This window comes from Aeromonas sp. 2692-1, assembly GCF_013085505.1.
Classification (GTDB): domain Bacteria; phylum Pseudomonadota; class Gammaproteobacteria; order Enterobacterales; family Aeromonadaceae; genus Aeromonas; species Aeromonas hydrophila.
Genome location: NZ_CP038513.1, coordinates 4,249,796 through 4,268,569, shown reverse-complemented (window position 1 = coordinate 4,268,569; position 18,774 = coordinate 4,249,796). Strand labels below are relative to the sequence as shown.

19 protein-coding genes and 1 pseudogene are annotated in these 18,774 nt (G+C 57.1%); 4 read left to right on the top strand and 16 right to left on the bottom strand.

Annotated features, from left to right (window positions below; genetic code table 11):
• Window positions 1-25: 25 nt before the first annotated feature.
• Together E5E97_RS19775 and E5E97_RS19770 are read right to left on the bottom strand one after the other, a co-directional pair.
• Window positions 26-2,005, bottom strand: a complete 1,980-nt coding sequence (locus tag E5E97_RS19775; RefSeq protein WP_253265113.1) for a transposase domain-containing protein — start codon at window positions 2,003-2,005, stop codon at window positions 26-28.
• 52 nt (window positions 2,006-2,057) lie between these two features.
• Window positions 2,058-2,318, bottom strand: coding sequence for a helix-turn-helix transcriptional regulator (locus tag E5E97_RS19770; protein WP_080602740.1), 261 nt, complete (start codon window positions 2,316-2,318; stop codon window positions 2,058-2,060).
• Between the two features lie 144 nt (window positions 2,319-2,462).
• Between E5E97_RS19770 and E5E97_RS19765 the strand changes: the two genes are divergently transcribed.
• From E5E97_RS19765 to E5E97_RS19755, 3 genes are all read left to right on the top strand, one after another.
• Window positions 2,463-3,278, top strand: coding sequence for a S24 family peptidase (locus E5E97_RS19765; protein ID WP_216368126.1), 816 nt, complete (start codon window positions 2,463-2,465; stop codon window positions 3,276-3,278).
• Window positions 3,279-3,959: 681 nt separating this feature from the next.
• Window positions 3,960-5,171, top strand: coding sequence for a NupC/NupG family nucleoside CNT transporter (locus tag E5E97_RS19760; RefSeq protein WP_171280851.1), 1,212 nt, complete (start codon window positions 3,960-3,962; stop codon window positions 5,169-5,171).
• Window positions 5,172-5,352: 181 nt separating this feature from the next.
• Complete coding sequence (locus E5E97_RS19755) at window positions 5,353-5,796, top strand: inhibitor of vertebrate lysozyme family protein (RefSeq protein WP_171280850.1); 444 nt, start codon at window positions 5,353-5,355, stop codon at window positions 5,794-5,796.
• A gap of 69 nt (window positions 5,797-5,865) precedes the next feature.
• Here E5E97_RS19755 and E5E97_RS19750 read toward each other — a convergent pair whose 3' ends face one another.
• The 4 genes from E5E97_RS19750 to E5E97_RS19735 form a co-directional block, all read right to left on the bottom strand.
• On the bottom strand, window positions 5,866-6,408 hold the full coding sequence (locus tag E5E97_RS19750) for a beta/gamma crystallin-related protein (protein ID WP_171280849.1): 543 nt from the start codon (window positions 6,406-6,408) through the stop codon (window positions 5,866-5,868).
• 197 nt (window positions 6,409-6,605) lie between these two features.
• Window positions 6,606-6,848 (bottom strand): DUF3297 family protein, encoded by a 243-nt coding sequence (locus E5E97_RS19745; protein WP_005302916.1) that lies wholly within the window; start codon window positions 6,846-6,848, stop codon window positions 6,606-6,608.
• A 102-nt stretch (window positions 6,849-6,950) separates the two neighbouring features.
• Window positions 6,951-7,130 (bottom strand): hypothetical protein, encoded by a 180-nt coding sequence (locus tag E5E97_RS19740; protein WP_171280848.1) that lies wholly within the window; start codon window positions 7,128-7,130, stop codon window positions 6,951-6,953.
• 178 nt (window positions 7,131-7,308) lie between these two features.
• The gene (locus E5E97_RS19735) at window positions 7,309-7,596 is read right to left on the bottom strand and encodes a hypothetical protein (RefSeq protein WP_171280847.1); all 288 of its coding nucleotides are present in this window, start codon (window positions 7,594-7,596) and stop codon (window positions 7,309-7,311) included.
• A 181-nt stretch (window positions 7,597-7,777) separates the two neighbouring features.
• Between E5E97_RS19735 and E5E97_RS23610 the strand changes: the two are divergent.
• Window positions 7,778-7,939, top strand: a pseudogene (locus E5E97_RS23610) (metal-dependent hydrolase); the annotation flags it as partial.
• A gap of 160 nt (window positions 7,940-8,099) precedes the next feature.
• On the opposite strand, the gene E5E97_RS19730 reads toward E5E97_RS23610, so the two are convergent.
• The 10 genes from E5E97_RS19730 to E5E97_RS19685 form a co-directional block, all read right to left on the bottom strand.
• On the bottom strand, window positions 8,100-8,462 hold the full coding sequence (locus tag E5E97_RS19730) for a hypothetical protein (protein WP_171280846.1): 363 nt from the start codon (window positions 8,460-8,462) through the stop codon (window positions 8,100-8,102).
• 59 nt (window positions 8,463-8,521) lie between these two features.
• Window positions 8,522-9,352, bottom strand: a complete 831-nt coding sequence (locus E5E97_RS19725) for a hypothetical protein (protein ID WP_171280845.1) — start codon at window positions 9,350-9,352, stop codon at window positions 8,522-8,524.
• Between the two features lie 162 nt (window positions 9,353-9,514).
• Complete coding sequence (locus tag E5E97_RS19720) at window positions 9,515-10,213, bottom strand: hypothetical protein (protein WP_171280844.1); 699 nt, start codon at window positions 10,211-10,213, stop codon at window positions 9,515-9,517.
• A gap of 869 nt (window positions 10,214-11,082) precedes the next feature.
• Window positions 11,083-11,391, bottom strand: a complete 309-nt coding sequence (locus E5E97_RS19715) for a hypothetical protein (RefSeq protein ID WP_133164095.1) — start codon at window positions 11,389-11,391, stop codon at window positions 11,083-11,085.
• 519 nt (window positions 11,392-11,910) lie between these two features.
• Window positions 11,911-12,717: a tryptophan synthase subunit alpha gene (trpA, locus tag E5E97_RS19710; protein WP_171280843.1), complete on the bottom strand. Its 807-nt coding sequence runs from the start codon at window positions 12,715-12,717 to the stop codon at window positions 11,911-11,913.
• On the bottom strand, window positions 12,714-13,922 hold the full coding sequence (gene trpB, locus E5E97_RS19705; RefSeq protein WP_171280842.1) for a tryptophan synthase subunit beta: 1,209 nt from the start codon (window positions 13,920-13,922) through the stop codon (window positions 12,714-12,716). Before trpB ends, trpA begins: the two co-directional genes overlap by 4 nt.
• Before the next feature lie 47 nt (window positions 13,923-13,969).
• Entirely contained in the window at window positions 13,970-15,466 is a 1,497-nt protein-coding gene (gene trpCF / locus E5E97_RS19700; RefSeq protein WP_171280841.1) for a bifunctional indole-3-glycerol-phosphate synthase TrpC/phosphoribosylanthranilate isomerase TrpF, read from the bottom strand.
• Window positions 15,466-16,479 (bottom strand): anthranilate phosphoribosyltransferase, encoded by a 1,014-nt coding sequence (gene trpD, locus E5E97_RS19695; RefSeq protein ID WP_171280840.1) that lies wholly within the window; start codon window positions 16,477-16,479, stop codon window positions 15,466-15,468. Before trpD ends, trpCF begins: the two co-directional genes overlap by 1 nt.
• A 10-nt stretch (window positions 16,480-16,489) precedes the next feature.
• Window positions 16,490-17,089: an aminodeoxychorismate/anthranilate synthase component II gene (locus tag E5E97_RS19690; RefSeq protein ID WP_171280839.1), complete on the bottom strand. Its 600-nt coding sequence runs from the start codon at window positions 17,087-17,089 to the stop codon at window positions 16,490-16,492.
• A complete protein-coding gene (locus E5E97_RS19685; RefSeq protein WP_171280838.1) occupies window positions 17,082-18,716 on the bottom strand; it encodes an anthranilate synthase component 1 in 1,635 nt (544 codons plus the stop codon). Before E5E97_RS19685 ends, E5E97_RS19690 begins: the two co-directional genes overlap by 8 nt.
• Between the last annotated feature and the right edge of the window lie 58 nt (window positions 18,717-18,774).

Sequence of the window (18,774 nt, the reverse complement as noted above, 5' to 3'; positions counted from 1 at the left end):
CGCTTTTTTCTTGGTTAAATGCCGGTTAAAGGCTGTTTTTCTTCATCTGTTCGGCCATCTTCGCGACGCTCGCTTGATAGCGGGCCTCGTAGTCGATGACTGGTGCAGCTTCTGACTGTTGTTGGGTGGCCATGGCCGGCGCTGGCTGGACTGCGAGCGCGGCATTGCCGAGGGAAACGGGGCGCACCATTTCGACCACCTTGGTCTCGGGAGCCGGTTCGTCGCTGACGCTGGGCAGCAGGGCGGCGGCCTCCATCGCAGACATGCTTTGCTGGGCCAGCGCGGCAGCCTTGACGGCCTTGGTGTGCTGGGTGCGTTTGCGCTTGTGCTCGCGGGCTTGCTGGGTATCGCCAAAGGCCACTTTTTCCAGGCACTCCGCTTCGCAGATGTGCAGGCCGTTGAGGGTGGTGACGATCACTGCTTCATGCAGGCGCTGCGGGTCGAACCGTGCCACCACTTTCTGCCCGGCGTACTCGGCCAGATCGGCGTGGTAATAACGGTTGCTGCGGTTGGCGATGGCGCCGCCGGCTTCGAGCCGGATGGTGCCGTGCTGGCTGACGCGGGTTGCCTCTGCCTGCAGCAGCAGCATGGTGAGCTGTTCGCTGCTGGCCTTGCGAATGGTGGCCTGGGCATAGCTCTGCTCGAAGGCCTGATCAAAGCTCATCACGCCCCGGCAGGCTTCGGTCTGGCGACCCAGCTTGCCGTTGTAGATGGCCACGCCTTCGGCCACGACGCGCAGGAACTCCTCGGCATCCACCGCCCGTTCACCATAATTGTCTGGCTTGGCCATGGGGTTGGGGCCGGTATAGCAACCTGCCAGCGCAGGGTGCTTGTCGATGATTTCGTCCAGCCCACCCACACCAAAGGCACGTTCGATCGGCTTGGCCTGACCGTGCCCCTTGCCCAGCAGCACGCTGGACCAGTGCAGCTTGATGCCAAGCATGGGGATCATGCCCATGGGCTCATCCGATTTGACCTTGAAGCGGTAGCGGTTCGGCACACCACCGGTCATCCATTTATTGGCGGCGGCGCGGGTGTTATCGATGGTGATCTCGCGCGGGATGCCGTATTGGCTGCATACGTCCATCAGGGACAGGCGGATGCTGTCGGTGTTCTCGCTGATATCAGTGCGCCAGCCCACGATCTTGCGGCTGTAGATGTCTTGCCAGAACCAGGTCTTGGGGCGGATCACTTCGCCGTTGAACCACTTCACGAAGACGTTGTGCAGGTAGCCGTCGCCGTTGATCCACTCCATGGCATCCAGCCCTTCGATGGTGCGTTCCTGCGGCGGGTATAGCTGCATCAGTGCATGCTCACCTTCGCGCAGCATCACCTGCTGGGCGTGGGGAACTTCCATATCCATGCGGCGCATCAGGCTGTCGAGGCTCGGCACCACCCAGTCATTGTCGCGGGCAGCCAGCTTCACCCGCTCATAGCAGCTGGCGGCGTTCGGCCGTTCACGGCGCAGGTAATCGGCTTTGAAGAACTCCCAGGCTTGATCGCTGACGGGGGCCAGACGGGTGGCGCGGGTTTCAGTAGCCGCTTGTTGCTGCTTGGGTACCAGTACGGCAAGCCAGTCGCTGTCGTCGAAGCCTTTGACCATTGCGCAATAGCGGCGCAGGGTCGGCAGCGCGATGTCGAACTCATCAGAAATATGCTGGTAGGCCTGCATCAAGGTGCTGCCACTGGCAACCAGCGCATGCACCGCCTTAACGGCAGCAGCACGGGCCATGGCCTTGGCGTGGGCCTTGTCGTTGGCCTTCTTCCAGTTGGCCCACAGCTGCTCTTTGCAGTAGCGCGGAGCTTGTGGCTTTGGCAGATCCAGAGTCATGCCACCGACCACCACCTTGCCGGCCTTGCGCAGCAGGGCGGCTTGGACGGTGGGTGGCAATATGCTGATGTGGTATTCGGTGGCCTTGCTCCCTTCGCGCTGGCGGGCCTTCTCTGGAGAAAGCTCTACCAGTCGATTCAGTTGATCTCTGGAGCGTCTTTCTGATGTTGGCATTCCTGCCACACCAGCGATTTCATTTGCGGTGACCCATTCCATATCAGCCCCCTCAGCTTGCTTTCTTCAAAAGGGGTTGATAGCGGCTAGGCCATATATCTTCTGGGGCAAGCCCAAGGGCATCAGCGATGATGCGCTCACCTTTTGGCCATGGGGCCCGAAAGGTGTTCTGCAATGTAGAACTGGAAAGCCCTGCATCGCGTGACAATTGAGAAACTGACATCCCTACCTTTTTCAAGGCGGCGACTACATCCGCACGATGCCAATCACTCCCATTTTCCGTCCGTTTCTGCGACACTCTGCAATTACTCATCTTAGTAACTCAACTTGGTTAACTGACTAAGTTAACGAGAGTATAGAGACGATTCGGACGAAAGAGCAATACAAACGGACGAATTTATTTTTTGATCGTCCGTTTAGGCATTTGCCAACGACATCACTAAAACAGGTTAATAGGATGGAAAACAATAAGTTAGGTAAAACGGACGCTTGCGAACATGAAACGGACGCTGCGTCCGAATCTCACATGTGGAAACGGACGCCATGGGTTATTGCGTCCGAAGTGGCCGGGCTTGATGGGATGCCAACAACGGACAGAAGAGCAAGAGATGAGCTGGAGCGCTTGAGCGCGGGCAAGGAAGGGGTTAAACGCAAACGGTCAGGCACGAAGGCTTTTGAGTATCACGCATCGATACTTCCTCCGTATGTTATTGAAGAATTAGAAAAAACTGGGTTGTTTCCTGGTGGCGTCCAGGTTGAGCACCAAGCACCGTCCAGCTCGCCATACGAACAGCCCAAGATCACGCTGACCGGCGTCAACGAACATGCTATGGGCTACTCCTCTTTCATGGAGGAGTTTGCCTTGATTCCAGGATACAGAGTGCAGGTATCAGCAGGGCATGGCGCATTGGCCCAGGCAGATGAGGCACCATGCAGGCATCTGGCATTTCGTCGCAAATGGCTTAAATGGCGCGGCTTCGCAGAGAAGGAGCTGGCGATCGTCTGGAGCAAGGGCGACAGCATGGAGCCCACCATCAGCAACAACGATACCCTGGTGGTGCATCTTGGCCGAACGCGGCCGGTGGATGGCCATATCTACGTGGTGCGTAACGATGACCAGCTCTGGGTCAAGCGCCTGCAGGTGCTGCCCAGCGCCTGGCTGCTCTTGAGCGACAACAAACACTACCAGCCGATCGAGGTACCGAAGGACGAGCAGCATACCTTCGAAGTGATCGGACAGGTCGTCCATATCTCCCACGACGTTGGAGAGTGATGAAGCAGATTTAAAGCCGGTTTAAACGGCGCGTTCTCAAATCGACATTGATCAATTCAATCGCGATTTTTCGCCGCTTTCGGATCCTTTGATCATTTTGTGGATCCGCACCAACGAAAACGGCCTGCAGAGTTTTGATCGCTCTACAGGCCGCGTCTCTTCTGGTTTCTCGATCCCATCTATTCCCTCAAGATCCCACTTATTCCCTAACCATTCCCAGTGATCAATCCACTAGAGTCTATACACGCGTCGTGGCGTGAAAAAACGTGAACCGCTTCGGTTATCCGGGGAAGGGGGCAGTGTTTGCCCTATTCGGGGGGAGCGAGGTGTGGTTTTCCTGTGAAATGACTCAGTTGTAGCGCAATCCTGCCGCGTTTTCGGCGAAAGGGACCTTGGCCGTGAAAAAGTTGACGTTGCCAATCGTTTTACCGCTTTTTCTGTGACGGCGATCACTGTACCATCGCCGCCCGACCTGCCACCCGGCGCGCGGCTCCCTGCGTTCTGGTTGGCGTCACCCGATACTCGCTGTCACCCGGAATGTGAATGACCCCAGGATGGGACCCGCCACTAACCTGTAGGTTTGTGGTCTGCGTGTCGCGGGGTCGGCACCTCTCCCGCCCGCTCCCTGCGATGCCTGTCTGCAGACTTGCCGTATGAAACTTCTCTCTTCATAGGTGCAAGATGACGCTGTTATTGAGTCTGGTCGGTATGCTGGCCCTGATGTTTATCGCCTGGCTGGCCAGTGAAAACCGCCGTGCCATCCGCTGGCGGACCGTGCTCGGGGCCCTCGCCCTGCAAACCGGCTTTGCCGCCCTGGTGCTCTACTTCCCCCCCGGTCAAATCATGCTCGGCGCCATGAGCAACGGCGTCTCGGCCCTGCTCGGCTTTGCCGACAGCGGCATCCGCTTCGTGTTTGGCGATCTGGCCAGCAACGGCTTCATCTTCGCCGTGCGGGTGCTGCCGCTGGTGATCTTCATCAGCGCGCTGATTGCGGTGCTCTATCACTTCGGCATCATGCAGTGGGTGATCCGGGTGCTGGGGGGCGGCATTCACCGCCTGCTCGGCACCAGCCGCGCCGAATCCCTGGTGGCCACCGGCAACATCTTCCTCTCCCAGGGTGAATCGCCGCTGCTTATTCGCCCCTTCCTGGCCGGCATGACCCGCTCCGAGCTGTTTGCGGTGATGACCTGCGGCATGGCCTCGGTAGCCGGCTCTGTGCTGGGCGGCTACGCCGGTCTTGGCGTGGATCTGAAATACCTTATCGCTGCCTCCTTTATGGCGGCGCCGGGGGGCCTCTTGATGGCGAAGCTCCTGGTGCCCGAGCAGGAGCGGGTGCGCGAGCAGGACGAGATCACCCTCGACAAGAGCGACTACAGCAACGCCATCGATGCCCTGGCGGGCGGTGCCATGAACGGCATGAAGATCGCCGTGGCCATCGGCACCATCTTGCTGGCCTTCGTCAGCGTCATCACCATGATCAATGCCGGCCTCACCATGGTCGGCGAGTGGTTCGGCTGGAGCGCACTTACCCTGCAGCAGCTGTTGGGCTACCTGTTTGCCCCGGTGGCCTGGCTGATTGGTGTGCCGGCTGACGAGATGATGGCGGCAGGATCCCTGATTGGCCAGAAGGTGATCATGAACGAGTTCGTCGCCTACCTGGACTTTGCCAACATCAAGCAGGATCTCAGCGCCCATACCCAGATCATCATCACCTTCGCGCTGTGCGGTTTTGCCAACCTGGGCTCCATTGCGGTGCAGCTTGGCTCCATCGGCACCATGGCGCCGGAGCGCCGCCACGACGTGGCGAGCCTCGGCTTCAAGGCGGTGCTGGCGGCGACCCTGGCCAACCTGATGAGCGCCACCCTGGCGGGGCTGTTCGCCTCCCTCGGCTAAGCGACCCTTGCCCCATGCACACCCCGTCTCGCCACTGGCGCGGCGGGGTGTCGTTCATCTGGCGCCAGCCACTGACGCCTCGGCACGGCATGGACTCGACAGGGGCGGGCGCAGGCGTTAGCGTGATGGCGCGCGGCCAGTCCGTGCCCGTTCAGGCATTCATATAACAAGGAATCACACCATGACCCGTTTCTCTCGCGCATTGGCGCTCTCCCTGCTGCTGGTTGGCGCCACGCCGGCGTTTGCCGCCGCCACCTATACCTCTGATCTGCTGCTGTCGGCGGACTTCAAGGCCCCCTGGGCCAAGGCGACCCAGGGCATCAAGAACCTGCCCAAGTGGGTGCGCAGCGGCAACGGCACCAGCTCCCCGCTCGAAGCCGTGGCCGGCACCCCGTATCAGAGCGGTTCGGTCTGCAAACCTCACGACTGCGCCAGCCACTACATGCAGCTGCTGGTGGATGCCAAGGCCAAGCGGGTGTGGGGCGTGCTGATCGACCTGCCGGATAGCGACGCCGCTCGCGAAACCCCGTCCAAGTTTGCCCGCTACACCTGGCTCGGTCAGCCGGACAAGGAGATGCAGGCCGCCCTGATGAAGCAGGTTGAGGCCGACCCCAACTGGCAGTAAGCATCAAAAAGCAAAAACCTCTGCCTAGGCAGAGGTTTTTTTATGGCGAAGACGTGATGGGGCCAGGCGCTAGCGGCTCAGAATCCGCACCGAGCGGATGCGATTGTTGAAGTCGGTCGCCTCCTGCTCGCCGCCCTTGCGGGTGTAGTAGCCACCGCGAAAGTCGGTCTCCTCGAAGAAGCGCACCACCCAGCCAGCCGGCACGGTGAAGGAGGAGATGCGGTTGGCAAAGCCGTAGCGGCCGAGATCCGCAATATCCCGGTCGATGCGCAGGGCGTCGCCGCTCTGGTGGGCACCGTCAAATACCAGCAGGGTGCTGGCATCGTCGCTCTCATCGAGTGTGGTGGTGATGCAGCTTGCCTTGGCCGCCTCGCAGAACAGGCTGTTGTTGCCTTGGCCCTGCTGGCAGCGGCGGCTCACCTTCTGGCGCGCCAGCCATTCGCTGCGCCCCGCATCGGCATAGACGCTGTTGAAGGGGGTCAGGGTACAGACGTGGATACGCCCGCCACCCTGGCTATGGCCGTTCACCAGGATCTGGGGATTGATAAGGATATCGGCGCGGGCCGCTGTGCTCAGGGTCAACAGCGCCAGCAGGACAAACAGCTTGTTCATGGATGAGATCTTGCCAGTTCAAGGGGCGGCAAGAATTGCCGAGACGCCGCCCCGATGCAAGAGAGAGCGGCACCCGCTGCGACACTCCTTGCCCGCCATCGACACAAAGATGCAGGGCCCAAAGCAGAACACCGGCGCAAGGCCGGTGTTCTGAACAGCATGGCAGCGGGCCCGGCTGGGCGCGCGGTCAGGGCGGCTTAGGCGTAGAAGGCCTCGACGGTGCCCTTGACGGTGATCAGCATGGGGTTGCCGTAGCGATCCTTGGCCTTGGGGGAGGGGATCTTCACCCAACCTTCGCTGATGCAGTACTCCTCGACATTGGTGCGCTCCTTGCCGTTCACGCGAATGCCGATCTCGTGCTGGAAGCACTCAGCCACGTGGTGCGGGCTGCGCGGGTTGGCCGCCAGGCGGTCGGGCAGGGCCGGTTTGTTGTCGCTCATGGTCATTACCTGTTGTGGATGCAAAGTGCGCCATTGTAGACAATGGCCCCGCTGGGCTCAAGGCAGCGTCTGCGCAGCCTTGAGAATCTGTGATGAGGTCGGTCAGGAGGTGCGCCAAGCCTTGATCCTGCCATAGGCGGTGCCAGCCAGAGTGACAAGAAACATGACGACATAGCTCCAGAGCGGCGGGTCGAAATAGAGATCCTCCGGCAGGCTGCAAAGATAGAGGAAGGCAACCGCCAGAAGCGGTGTCAACAGAAGCTGGATAAGTGTTCTTATCATGGGGCGATTCACTTATTGGATGCGAAATATGGAGGATCAGGCGCTTGTCGCTAGCCTTTCACTGCGTTAATCAACCATGCCAGTTGGTGTGATTCAACGATGGGTCATTTTCTTCCGGCACTCTACTCTGTCACGAGCGTGCTATTTTGCGATTCCGGCCTGACGGGGAGTTGCCTTGTCACTCCGGTAGTTGAGATAACCATGCGACAAACCATTCAGCAGGCATGGAGGCAGACTCTTTATTCAACGCAACGTGGATATCCCAGTTCGTTTCTACCTCCGCGAGTATGGGCATCACGGCATCAATCTCTGCGGGGGCATCTATATCAGCGTATTTGTTCCAGAAAGCCTCACACCAGTGAGCAATGGACTCATGATGGTGAGGTGCACTTTCTGGATGGGCGCCCCATGTCAAAACCTGTTTTACATTGTCTGGCGTAAATGCCAGCTGTATTTCTTCGGGCATATTGCTTTACCTGCAACGTCAGGTGTGGTGACGATGGTTTATATTTCTAGTGACACAACGTGGCGTGGGGAATTCATTTGCACCAAGACATTCTTTTCTCCATTAGAGCTGGGACACCCATCCTTTTAATGTTGGCGTATGCTACGCCAGGCTCAGAAAGATGGGTGTCCAAAATTAGTGGTGGCGTGACAAGCGTTTCTTCGCCCCCTGGCAGGTGATCCGGGTCGCCCCCTTCAAGCTGGAGGCCTATCTCACCGCCCGAGGTGAGGCGGTGATCCTCTCCGAGCTCTACTGGGTCTGGCTGCCGTGGGTTGTATTGATGCTGGTGTTGATGGGGTGGCGGGGAAGGGGAGGTAGTGGCAGGATTGAAAAGGGTTGTCGTTATATTGCGGCTGAGCAAAAAATAAAAACTTGGACACCTATTTCTTGTGCTCTGGGTGTGTAAAGTCTTGCTCAAAACTGTGGGCATTCCAATTTGGCGCTCTCGATGGATAGGGTGGACCCTATGGCAGCGTGGTGGGCCATTTATATTTTCCTATTGCCGCAACGATGAGGCTCCACTCAGTAAGGCGCTCAATGTCTTTCTTTGGTCGATGTGGAACATTAGGCGCACAGCCCCAAAAACCATTACCTGGCTCTTTTGTTTCCTGCAGAACAACGAGAGCTGATAATGCCGGAGCACCAACAGGAGCCAATAAGTTGTTAAGCTCACCAAGAGGCGCATCCCAGTTTCCATGCGGCTCATACCATTCGCCAGTTAGTGCGTGGTAGTCGTGTGACAACTGTGTATAGGTTTGTGGTCTTGCCTTTCCCGCTGTTGCCCAGTTGCGCAATACTGTATAGACATGCGAAATATCAGGTTTCATTTCTTCCTTCCTCGCATAGTAAAAACACCAAGCATTGCAAATCACACTTAAACAGATTGTTAGACATTTATTTTAAACAACTTTCCAGCCAAATCAGCAACAATGAATTCACTTGTAAGTTTTGAAGGTTTCACTTTTTTTGGTAATGACATTGCCGCGACTCGCTTGTTTGAAATTGTCACTCTTTTAGGAATCGTCATCTGAGCTTTTAACTTTGAATAATAGAATGTAGCCTGTTGCGCATAATTATTTGCAGTAAATTGCTCCTCCGTGTTGACACTTCTTTTGAAGAAGTGTTCCAAAAGCTCTCGATGTTTTCCATCATCATTTAGCATCTGTCTTTTTACCAATCCAAAATCATTTAAAATCACAGTTAAAAGTTGCTTGTCATTCATAATGATCGTTATAATATTGTAAGGATAACCTATACTGCTTAATGCAAATGACGGCTCTATATAATCCGGTAGATCAGTAATGATAACTGAACCAAATGGAGCAGGATAAAGGCTAAAGCCTGGGTTTCCAAAGTTCGCTAAAATAGATCTTGCAAATTCTATCCCCTTAAAGACCTCTTCATAAGTTAACACCATGCCTTTTGACTTATCTTTCCTATCTTCAGGGAATTGTGAGTCCTTTAAATTCAAGCCAACATAAATTTTTAAAGCCCAGACGAATAATTCTTGCTCTGTTGCATCACCATTTTTTATTCTCTCTTCTATTTGAGAGAATCTTATTCCATTACACGACTTACAAGCCGGCAAGACCTCGTTGATGTACTTAACTTCAGAGTCATTTCTGATTTTCAGTTTTGAATGCTTAATATCATATTTACGATGCATCCACTGAGGTATTACATGCTCTTTTGTATCTGGATAATTACCACAAAACATACAACCATTCATTAATGTTCAATTCCTCTAAATGCCTAACGCCCGCTTAAGTGGTGAGCCACAGCCACGATACTAAGTTATTGCACCGTAAACAAAAAAGCAAAATAAAACCAAAAGCACCGAGCATTTCGAATCCGTCTTAAAGCGTTTGTTAAGTGTGTTTTATGACCACTTTGTCAATTCACCGAGAAAAGCACAGTGTAAATCATTAATACATTCCATTGCATCCGACAGTGCCGAGCGAACGTCCTCAAGTACCTCAGGAGCCAAATCAAAACTATTAACTATATTGTCATTAGCATCAAGGAGGATGGCACATTTAATCGGTTTACCTTGTCCTGATTGTGCATTTTTAAGAGCAGATTCAATATCCATTGGTTGAACTGTGGATTTTTTATGGTCTTGATTTTCATTTGTGGCTTGAGGGTAGCGAAAATATGTACTTTTAGGATCGTAACCACTTATTAGTTTTATTTTATTTTCGAGGCTAGATTCCAATGTCCAATCAGTTCTTTTGGGAAGACGTTCAAAATTTGATTCATAGATAGACTTAAAATAGCTATATAAGTCATTTAAATTATGAGTATTGGACATGGGGCGCCACTTCCCATTAACTAAAATGGCAGGGTTATCTAAACTAAAATTATCCCCAAAACAAATGTTGTACTTTTTATGAAGTATGTAAATCAGTGACTTTAGATAAAGTTCAATTGCATGACGTTGTAAATAGCCTATGGGAGATAAAAGATCTCGATTATTTTCTGAGTTAATCAGAACCTTGGCTGCATCTCTGAAATGCCATGCTGATATACCAAGTCCCCTGTCGAAGTGCATCTCAGGAGGTGTAATCAATATGTTCATTCTCTAATATTTCTCCGAACTCAAAAATACACTTAACGCCGCCAGCAGGGGTAGACAAAGCGCATCGCGGTTTGGCTGTCCCTCTAGCTGTCCTTGTTAACTGTGGGATTGAATAAGCTCATCGACCCACGCTTTAAGTTTTTGGATTACCTCATTGATTTCAGATTTAAAGCCCTCTTCGTTTAGGAACTCTCAGTTTCAATTTTGTACTGTCAATCTTTACCTTGCTAATGAACTGAATAGAGCATCCCCTTGAGGGCCTCGAATGACTCATAAATCTTTGTGAAAAAGCATCATGGTCATTACGATTTCTATCGTATTTCTCTATTGCTTTTAAACGTCTTTCTAATACGGTTTTATTCGACATTGCCAACTCGATGCTTTCGTAGAGTTAACGGCGATTAGAACGAAGGTGATACTAATTCAATAGCAGAGCCTTCCGTATAACTCGGCTCTGCCCTGATAGTTGCCACGAGAAATAAAATTAAATAAAAATATTACCAGTCTTACTCTGATACTTGAATATATTCGCTTGACCTCCTCTTTTTACTCTACCATTACCACGGTGTAAAAGAACAGTTTAGGAGTCAGCTATGGAGAGCACCGCTAAATCCCGCCTGCGTGAACAAGTCAGGACAGTGATGCGTTTGCATCACTACACCTCGTATATAGGGCTAAAAATCGTAGGTTGGTGCTGAACGAAGTGACGCCCAACGTTTAACATATAATCTATTTAGAAATAGACTTTAACCACACAACAACCTCCACGCTGCTCCTTGTTTAGATACATAACAAAAAACGGTGAGTGTCCCAATCCCACTATCCTTTAAAAGTTCTTTTTGAGGGGGGATCCGTAATAACTCATGTTTTTATTTAAACTTGTCTTTTTCATTGTACTTAAGGCATGTTCTCATCCAGCTTCCAGTCGCGTTTTCGATAAATTGTTTTTTTTCCTCATCAGTTTTAGCGATATCCCACTCGTAGATCTCCAAAATCATATTCTGGTATTTCGGTTCCTCTCTTTCCAGAACGTCACGTATGGGAACGCCATCGTGACGAGACTTTGTGATCGAACCTGCCAATTCTCCAACCTTTAAACAGTGCTCAAGGATCGGGTCTTTGACAATAGCGGCGGCAGGGAGAGTGAGCATAATTAGTGAAAGTGCAGCAAATTTCATAAAATGTCTTCTGGCTATTATATCGTCGGGGAATGGGACAGTCATAATTTGCGTTATGTGCTCTTGAGACATTAGTTAACTATTTCGTATGTTGGGCTTCGCTACGCTCGGCGCCAACCTACAAAAACCACGCTACCGCCCCTGAGTGACAGCCCCCAGTCCGCTGCTGTTAACCTGCGAGATAGCAACAATCGCAGCCATGGTGCGCACCCGAGAGAGGGATTGTCGTTTGGCTATCTTAAGGGCGAGGGTGGAGTTTTGAGAAGCGGGTTTTGGCGGGAATCTGTGTTGGATCAATAAATTAGTCATCGGTTGTGCTTTGGGTGAGCCGCTGGTTTGGCTGGCAATGTGTCAGGCCCCTCACCCTAACCCTCTCCCAGAGGGAGAGTGGAGCAACATGCCGGGGGTACAAGCGAGATAAAAAGAAAGGGAGCCGCTCAGGCTCCCTTTCTCATAGTTATGGCGTGGTTATGCGAACTGGCATATCAAGGCCACAGACAGCAGATCCCATACCCGACTTTAGCGGTTTGTCGCGGCCTTCATCCCTTCCACAAACTCTTTCAGACGAGTGAGCATATGTTCCGGGTTCTGGTGGTGGGTCTCGATGATCTTCACCACGGCGGAGCCGGAGATGGCACCGGCGGCGCCGGCGGCAATGGCTTCACGCACCTGAGCCGGTTCGCTGATGCCAAAGCCGAGCAGGGCGGGGGGCGCCTTGAACTCGCGCAGGGTGTTGATGAGACCTTCCACCGGCATGCCGGCCTTGGTTTCGGCACCGGTCACGCCGGCGCGGCTCACCAGATAGGTGTAACCATTGCCGAGCTCCGCCACCTGTTTCAGGGTCTCGGTGTCGCCATTGGGCGGGGCGATAAAGATGCTGTCGATGCCGAACTTGTCGGCGGCCGCCTTGTAGGGGGCGCACATCTGTACCGGCACGTCGGCGACCAGCACCGAATCCACGCCCGCTTGCTGGCACTTCTCGTAGAAGCCGTCAATTTTGCGCACATAGACCAGGTTGGCGTAGACCAAGAGGCCAATGGGCAGTTGCGGGTACTTGGTGCGGATGCGGCCAAGCAGCTCGAAGCAGTCGTCCGGGGTGGTGTGGCTGGCAAAGGCGCGCAGGGCGGCGCCCTGAATGGTGGGGCCGTCCGCCACCGGATCGGAGAAGGGAATGCCGAGTTCGAGGGCATCGGCGCCCCCTGCGACCAGCGCATCGACGATGGCCAGCGACAATTCAGGAGTGGGGTCACCCAGCATCACGAACGGCACAAAAGCGCCCTGATTGGCTTCGTCCAGACGGGAGAAGAGTTGTGCGTAACGGTTCATTTGCAGGTTCCTTCTTTCTCAAAGCTTTCTGTTTCCAAGATATCGGCAACGGTGAAGATATCTTTGTCGCCACGGCCGGAGAGGTTGACGATGAGCACCTGCTCTTTTTCCGGTTCACTGCGGGCCATCTTGAGGGCATGGGCCAGCGCGTGGGAGGACTCCAGCGCCGGGATGATGCCTTCGGATTTGGCCAGCTCCTGGAAGGCGTCCAGCGCCTCCTTGTCGGTCACCGAGGGGTACTCGGCGCGGCCGATGGCGGCCAGGTGGGCGTGCTGCGGGCCGACGGAGGGGAAGTCGAGCCCCGCCGAGACGGAGTAGGACTCCTGAATTTGGCCCTGGGTGTCCTGCATCAGGTAGGAGTGCATGCCAAAGAAGACCCCCTTGCTGCCGTGACCGAGCGGCGCGCCGTGCTCGCCACTCTCGATACCGTGACCACCCGGCTCGACGCCGATGAGGCGCACCGACGGCTCATCGATAAAGTCGGCAAACATGCCGATGGCATTCGAGCCGCCGCCGACGCAGGCGATCACCGCATCGGGCAGCCGCTCTTCTTTCTCGAAGCACTGGGCCTTGGCCTCTTCGCCGATCATCTTCTGGAACTCCCGCACGATAGTGGGGAAGGGGTGCGGGCCGGCGGCGGTACCCAGCAGGTAGTGGGCCGACTCGTAGTTGGCAGCCCAGTCGCGCAGCGCCTCGTTGCAGGCATCTTTCAGAGTGCTGGAGCCCGAATGCACCGGAATGACGGTAGCGCCCATCAGCTTCATACGAAAGACGTTGGGCTTCTGGCGCTCGCAGTCCTTAGCACCCATGTAGACCCGGCACTTGAGGCCGAGCAGGGCGCAGGCCAGCGCAGTAGCGACGCCATGCTGACCGGCGCCGGTCTCGGCGATGATCTCTTTCTTGCCCATCCGCTTGGCCAGCAGCGCCTGACCCAGTACCTGGTTGGTCTTGTGGGCGCCGCCGTGCAGCAGATCTTCACGCTTCAGATAGAGGCGGGTCTTGGTGCCCTTAGTCAGATTGCGGGTCAGGGTGAGCGGGGTCGGGCGACCGGCATATTCGGTCAGCAGGGTCTGAAATTCGGCGATAAAGGCCGGATCATCCTTGGCATCGACGAAGGCCTTCTCCAGCTGGAGCAGGGCGGGGATGAGGATCTGGGGCACGTACATGCCGCCAAATTCACCAAAAAACGGGTTGAGCAGGGTCATGGTTTCTTCCTTGTATTAGCTAAATCGAAACATCGAAAAGGGTTGCGTTACAGGTTGCGCAGGGCGGCAAACGCGGCCGTCAGCTTGTGCGTATCCTTCTGGCCCGGGGCACTCTCTACCCCGGAGTTGAAATCAAGGCCGAGGCAGCCCACTTGCGCGGCTTGCAGGGCGTTGTCGGGGTTAAGGCCACCCGCTAGCATCAGCTTGGCTTTATCGAGATTGGCCAGCATGGCCCAGTCGAATGCCTGACCGGTGCCGCCGCTCTGGCTGCCTACTTTGGTATCCAGCAGCAGGCGATCGGCCGGATAGTCGAGGGCAGGCAGTGGCTCACCACTTGTGACTCCAACGGCTTTCCAGATCTGGCAGCCAGCGGGCAGCAGCGGCCGCAGTTCCTCGATATAGGCGGCATCTTCATCCCCATGCAGCTGCATCGCAGCGAGCCCCAGCGCCTCCACCGTCTTGACGATGGTGGCGGGCTGGGCGTTGCGAAATACTCCCACATAGGAGAGCGGTGCGCCCGCCATCACGGCGCGGGCGGCGGGAATGTCCACATAGCGCGGGCTTTTGGAAACAAAGATAAGGCCACCGAATACCGCGCCCGCCTGATGGGCGGCGGCGGCATCCTCGGCGCGGGTCAGGCCACACACCTTGTTCTGGCCGAGTACCAGCTTGCGCACCGCAGCCTCCAGATCCGGCTCGGCCATCAGGGACGAGCCCACCAGAAAGCCCTTGGCGTGGTGGCGCAGATCCGCCACCTGGGCGCGGTGGTTGATGCCGGATTCGCTGATCACTACCCGATCGCTTGGAATGTCTTTGGCCAGCTGTTTGGTGCGGTTCAGATCCACGCTCAGGTCGCGCAGATCCCGGTTGTTGATACCGATCACCGGCGCACCAAGGGCGATGGCGCGGGTCAGCTCCTCCTCGTTGCTCACCTCGGTGAGCACGCCAAGGCCCAGCTCCTTGGCGACCGCGAACAGGGCGCGATAGCCCTCGTCGGTGAGCACCGAGAGCATCAGCAGGATGGCGTCCGCCTGATAGTGGCGGGCCAGATAGACCTGATAGGGGTCAATCATGAAATCCTTGCAGAGCACCGGCTGCTGAACACGGCTGCGAACCCGCGGCAGGAAGGCGAAATCCCCCTGAAAGAACTTCTCGTCGGTCAGCACCGAGATGGCGGTGGCGTATTTGCCATAGATGTCGGCGATGGCCTCCGGGCTGAAGTCGTCGCGGATCAAGCCCTTGGAGGGAGAGGCCTTCTTGCACTCCAGAATAAAGCGGGTGGAGCCCGCCTTGAGCGCCCCGACGAAATCCCGATCGCTGGGGGTCAGCGCGCTCTGGAAGCTCGCCAGCGGCTGGGCCTGCTTGCGGGCGGCAACCCACTCCTGCTTGGCCGCCACGATTTTGCCGAGAATGGTCTGGCTGATGGAGGCCATGTTCAGAAAAGCATGGGGGGCAATAAGGTCTGACATCTCGTTATCCTTGCGAAGCTGGTTATTGCCGGTTGGGCGTTCTGAATGACTGCTGTGCAGAGTCGTGGCTGACATCATGCCTCCTGATGGCTCAAGGTGGCGAGGCGAGCTGCGAGCTCCGCCGTCTTGCCGCTTGCCAGCACCGCCAGCACCTGGGCCGCCGCGCTCTTGAGATCGGTCGCCTTGCCCGCCATCAGCAGCAGGGGGGCCACGTTGGCGGCGATGGCGGCGTTGTGGGCCGGGGTACCACGCCCTTCCAGAATGGCGGCGGTGATGGCGCGGTTCTCTTCCGGCTCACCGCCCTGAATGGCGCTGACCGGGTAGGTCTCCAGGCCAAAGTCAGCCGGGGTTAACAGAAACTCGCGGATCTCGCCGTCACGGATCTGGGCTACTTGGGTCGGGCCGTGGATGGCAATCTCATCCAGCCCGGCGCCGTGCACCACCATACCGGTTTTCAGCCCCAGTGCCAGCAGGGTTTCGGCGATGGGGCGCACCAGCTCGGGTGCATAGACCCCCATCAGCTGATAGGTGGGGCGAGCTGGGTTGATAAGCGGCCCCAGCACGTTGAACAGGGTGCGGGTCTTGAGGGCTTGGCGCACCGGCATGGCGTGGCGCACCCCGGCGTGATACTGGGGGGCGAACAGGAAGCAGATGCCGAGCTCGTCCAGGCAGCGGCGTGCCTGCGCCGGGCTCATGTCGAGCTTGATCCCCATCTTGTCGAGCAGATCGCTCGAACCCGACTTGCTCGAGACCGAGCGGTTGCCGTGCTTGGCCACTTTCAGGCCGCAGGCGGCGGCGACCAGCGCCGAGGTGGTGGAGACGTTGATGGTGTTGAGACCATCGCCACCGGTGCCGACGATATCGCAGAACTCATAGTCTGGACGCGGGAAGTCGCGCGCTTCCGCCAGCAGGGCCTCGGCGGCGCCGGCGATCTCCTCCGGGGTCTCCCCCTTGATCTTGAGGGCGGTCAAGAGACTGGCGAGAACTATGGGATCCACTTCGCCACGTACCACCTGGCCGAAGGCGTCGCGGGTACTTTCACGGCTCAGAGACTGACCCTGATAGAGGGTGTTGAGATGATGATGCATGTTGGTCTCCTTACCGCACACTGCTTTCTGGACGGGTGATATGGGCGAGCGCCTGGGTCAGCAGGCGGGCCCCTTCCGAAGTCATGATGGATTCCGGGTGGAACTGGAAGCCCAGTACCCGCTCATCCTGCTGCTCGATGGCCATGGGCATGCCCTGATAGTGGGCAATCACCGTCAGCTCTTCCGGTACATAGGTAGCGACCAGCGAGTGGTAGCGGGCCACCGGCAGCGGGCTTGGCAGGCCGGCGAAGGCGCCGTGGCCGTTGTGCTCAATCAGGGAACGCTTGCCGTGGACGATCTCGCCCGCCGCGCCGACGGTGCCGCCGTAGGCTTCGCACAGGGCCTGATGACCGAGGCAGATGCCGAGGATGGGCACCTGACCACGAGCCAGCTTGATAAGGTCGATGAGGCAACCCGCTTCGTGGGGGGCGCCCGGGCCCGGCGAGAGCACCAGCACGGCATCCCCTTCGCAGGCGGTGATCTCGCTCATGATGCGGCTGGCCGGCAGGCTGTTGCGGTAGATCCGCACCGGATAACCGAGGGCGCGGAACTGGTCGACGAGGTTGTAGGTAAACGAATCGAAGTTGTCGAGCAGGAAGATGTTAGTCATGGCTCACGTCCTTATGTTGCTCCTGCTGGGCGCTCAGGGCTTGCAGGGAGGTGCCATGGCTGGCGGCGATGGCGGCCAGTACGGCGGCTGCCTTGGCGCGGGTTTCGTCCGCTTCGGCCTGGGGTTTGGAGTCATAGACCACCCCGGCGCCGGCCTGCACATGGGCCACGCCATCTTTGACAAAGGCGGAGCGAATGACGATGCAGGTATCCATCTCGCCGGCACCGTTGATGTAGCCGACCGCACCGCCGTAGCTGCCGCGGCGCTTGCCTTCCACCATGCGAATCAGCTCGCTGGCGCGGATCTTGGGGGCGCCGGTGAGAGTGCCCATGTTCATGCAGGCCTGATAGGCGTGCAGGGCGTCAAGGTCGGCGCGCAAGGTGCCGACCACCTTGGAGACCAGGTGCATCACGTGGCTGTAGCGATCCACTTTCAGCAGCTCCTTGACGTAGCGGGTGCCCGGCTCCGAGATGCGGGCGATGTCGTTGCGGCCCAGATCCACCAGCATCAGGTGCTCGGCCACCTCTTTCTCGTCCTGACGCAGTTCCAGCTCGATACGGCCGTCGAGATCCCGGTTGATGCTGCCATCCGGGTTGAAGCCGCGGCGGCGGGTGCCGGCGATGGGGTACATCTCCACGTCGCGGCTGGTGGCGCAGAATTTCACTGCGCTCTCCGGCGAGGCGCCAAACAGGGTGAAGCCCTCATCCTGCACGTAGAACATGTAGGGGCTGGGGTTGGTCTGCTTGAGGCGGCGATAGGCAGCGACAGGGCTGGGGCAGGGCAGGGAGAAGCAGCGGGACGGCACCACCTGGAAGATGTCACCGCGGCGAATGAAGCCCTTGAGCTTCTCCACCTCGGCGCAGAACTGCTTGTCGCTCTTGTCCACGCTCATGCCGCCGGCGAGGGGCGGGGTGGCCGGTGCCTGCGCAGGGGCTTGCTGGCAGGCATGCTTGAACTGGGCGAGGCGCTCGCTCAGGCGGTGGTATCTGTCTTCCACCCGGCTCTCGTCGCTGTCACCGCCAAAGATGCAGGCAAGCAGCGCAGTGGAGCGCGCGATGTGGTCGATGGTGATCAGGGTCTCGGCCACGTAGAAGCAGTAGTCGGGGCAGTCGTTGCTCCCCTGTGGCACGTCGGGCAGATCTTCAAAGGAGGCGATGAGGTCGTAGGCGAAGCTGCCGGCCATAAACAGGGCTTCTTTGCCGAGCTGGCAATCAAGCTCCCGTTGCAGGGTGCGCAGCACGTCCAGCACGCTGATCCCCTTGAGGCGGCTGTCTTCATCCTGCTCCCGATCGGAGGCCGGGAAGTCTAGCTGCAGCTCGCCGGCCACCAGGCTCTGGGCAACGGCGGCGGGCAGGCGCTCGGCCAGCAGGCTCTGCAACTGGGCACCGTTGTCGTTCAGGCTGCGCACCCGCACGGTGCGGCCCCGGCACTCGATGCGCAGGCAGGCGTCCACCAGCAGCAGACTCTGTTTGCCGGCCTTGGAGTCGATCTCCACCGATTCCAGCAGCAGGTTGTTGGGGCGACCCTGGCAGAGCTCGCTGTAGAGTGCCAGCGGATCGGCCACATAGGGGGCGTTGAGGGTGAGGGTATCGAATTCACCCAGAGGAAGGCGATGGCTGGCTGTCATAGTGCGTTCCCTTGCGTGTGATGCTGTTTACCGATGTTCATGACGTTGAATTCCTTGA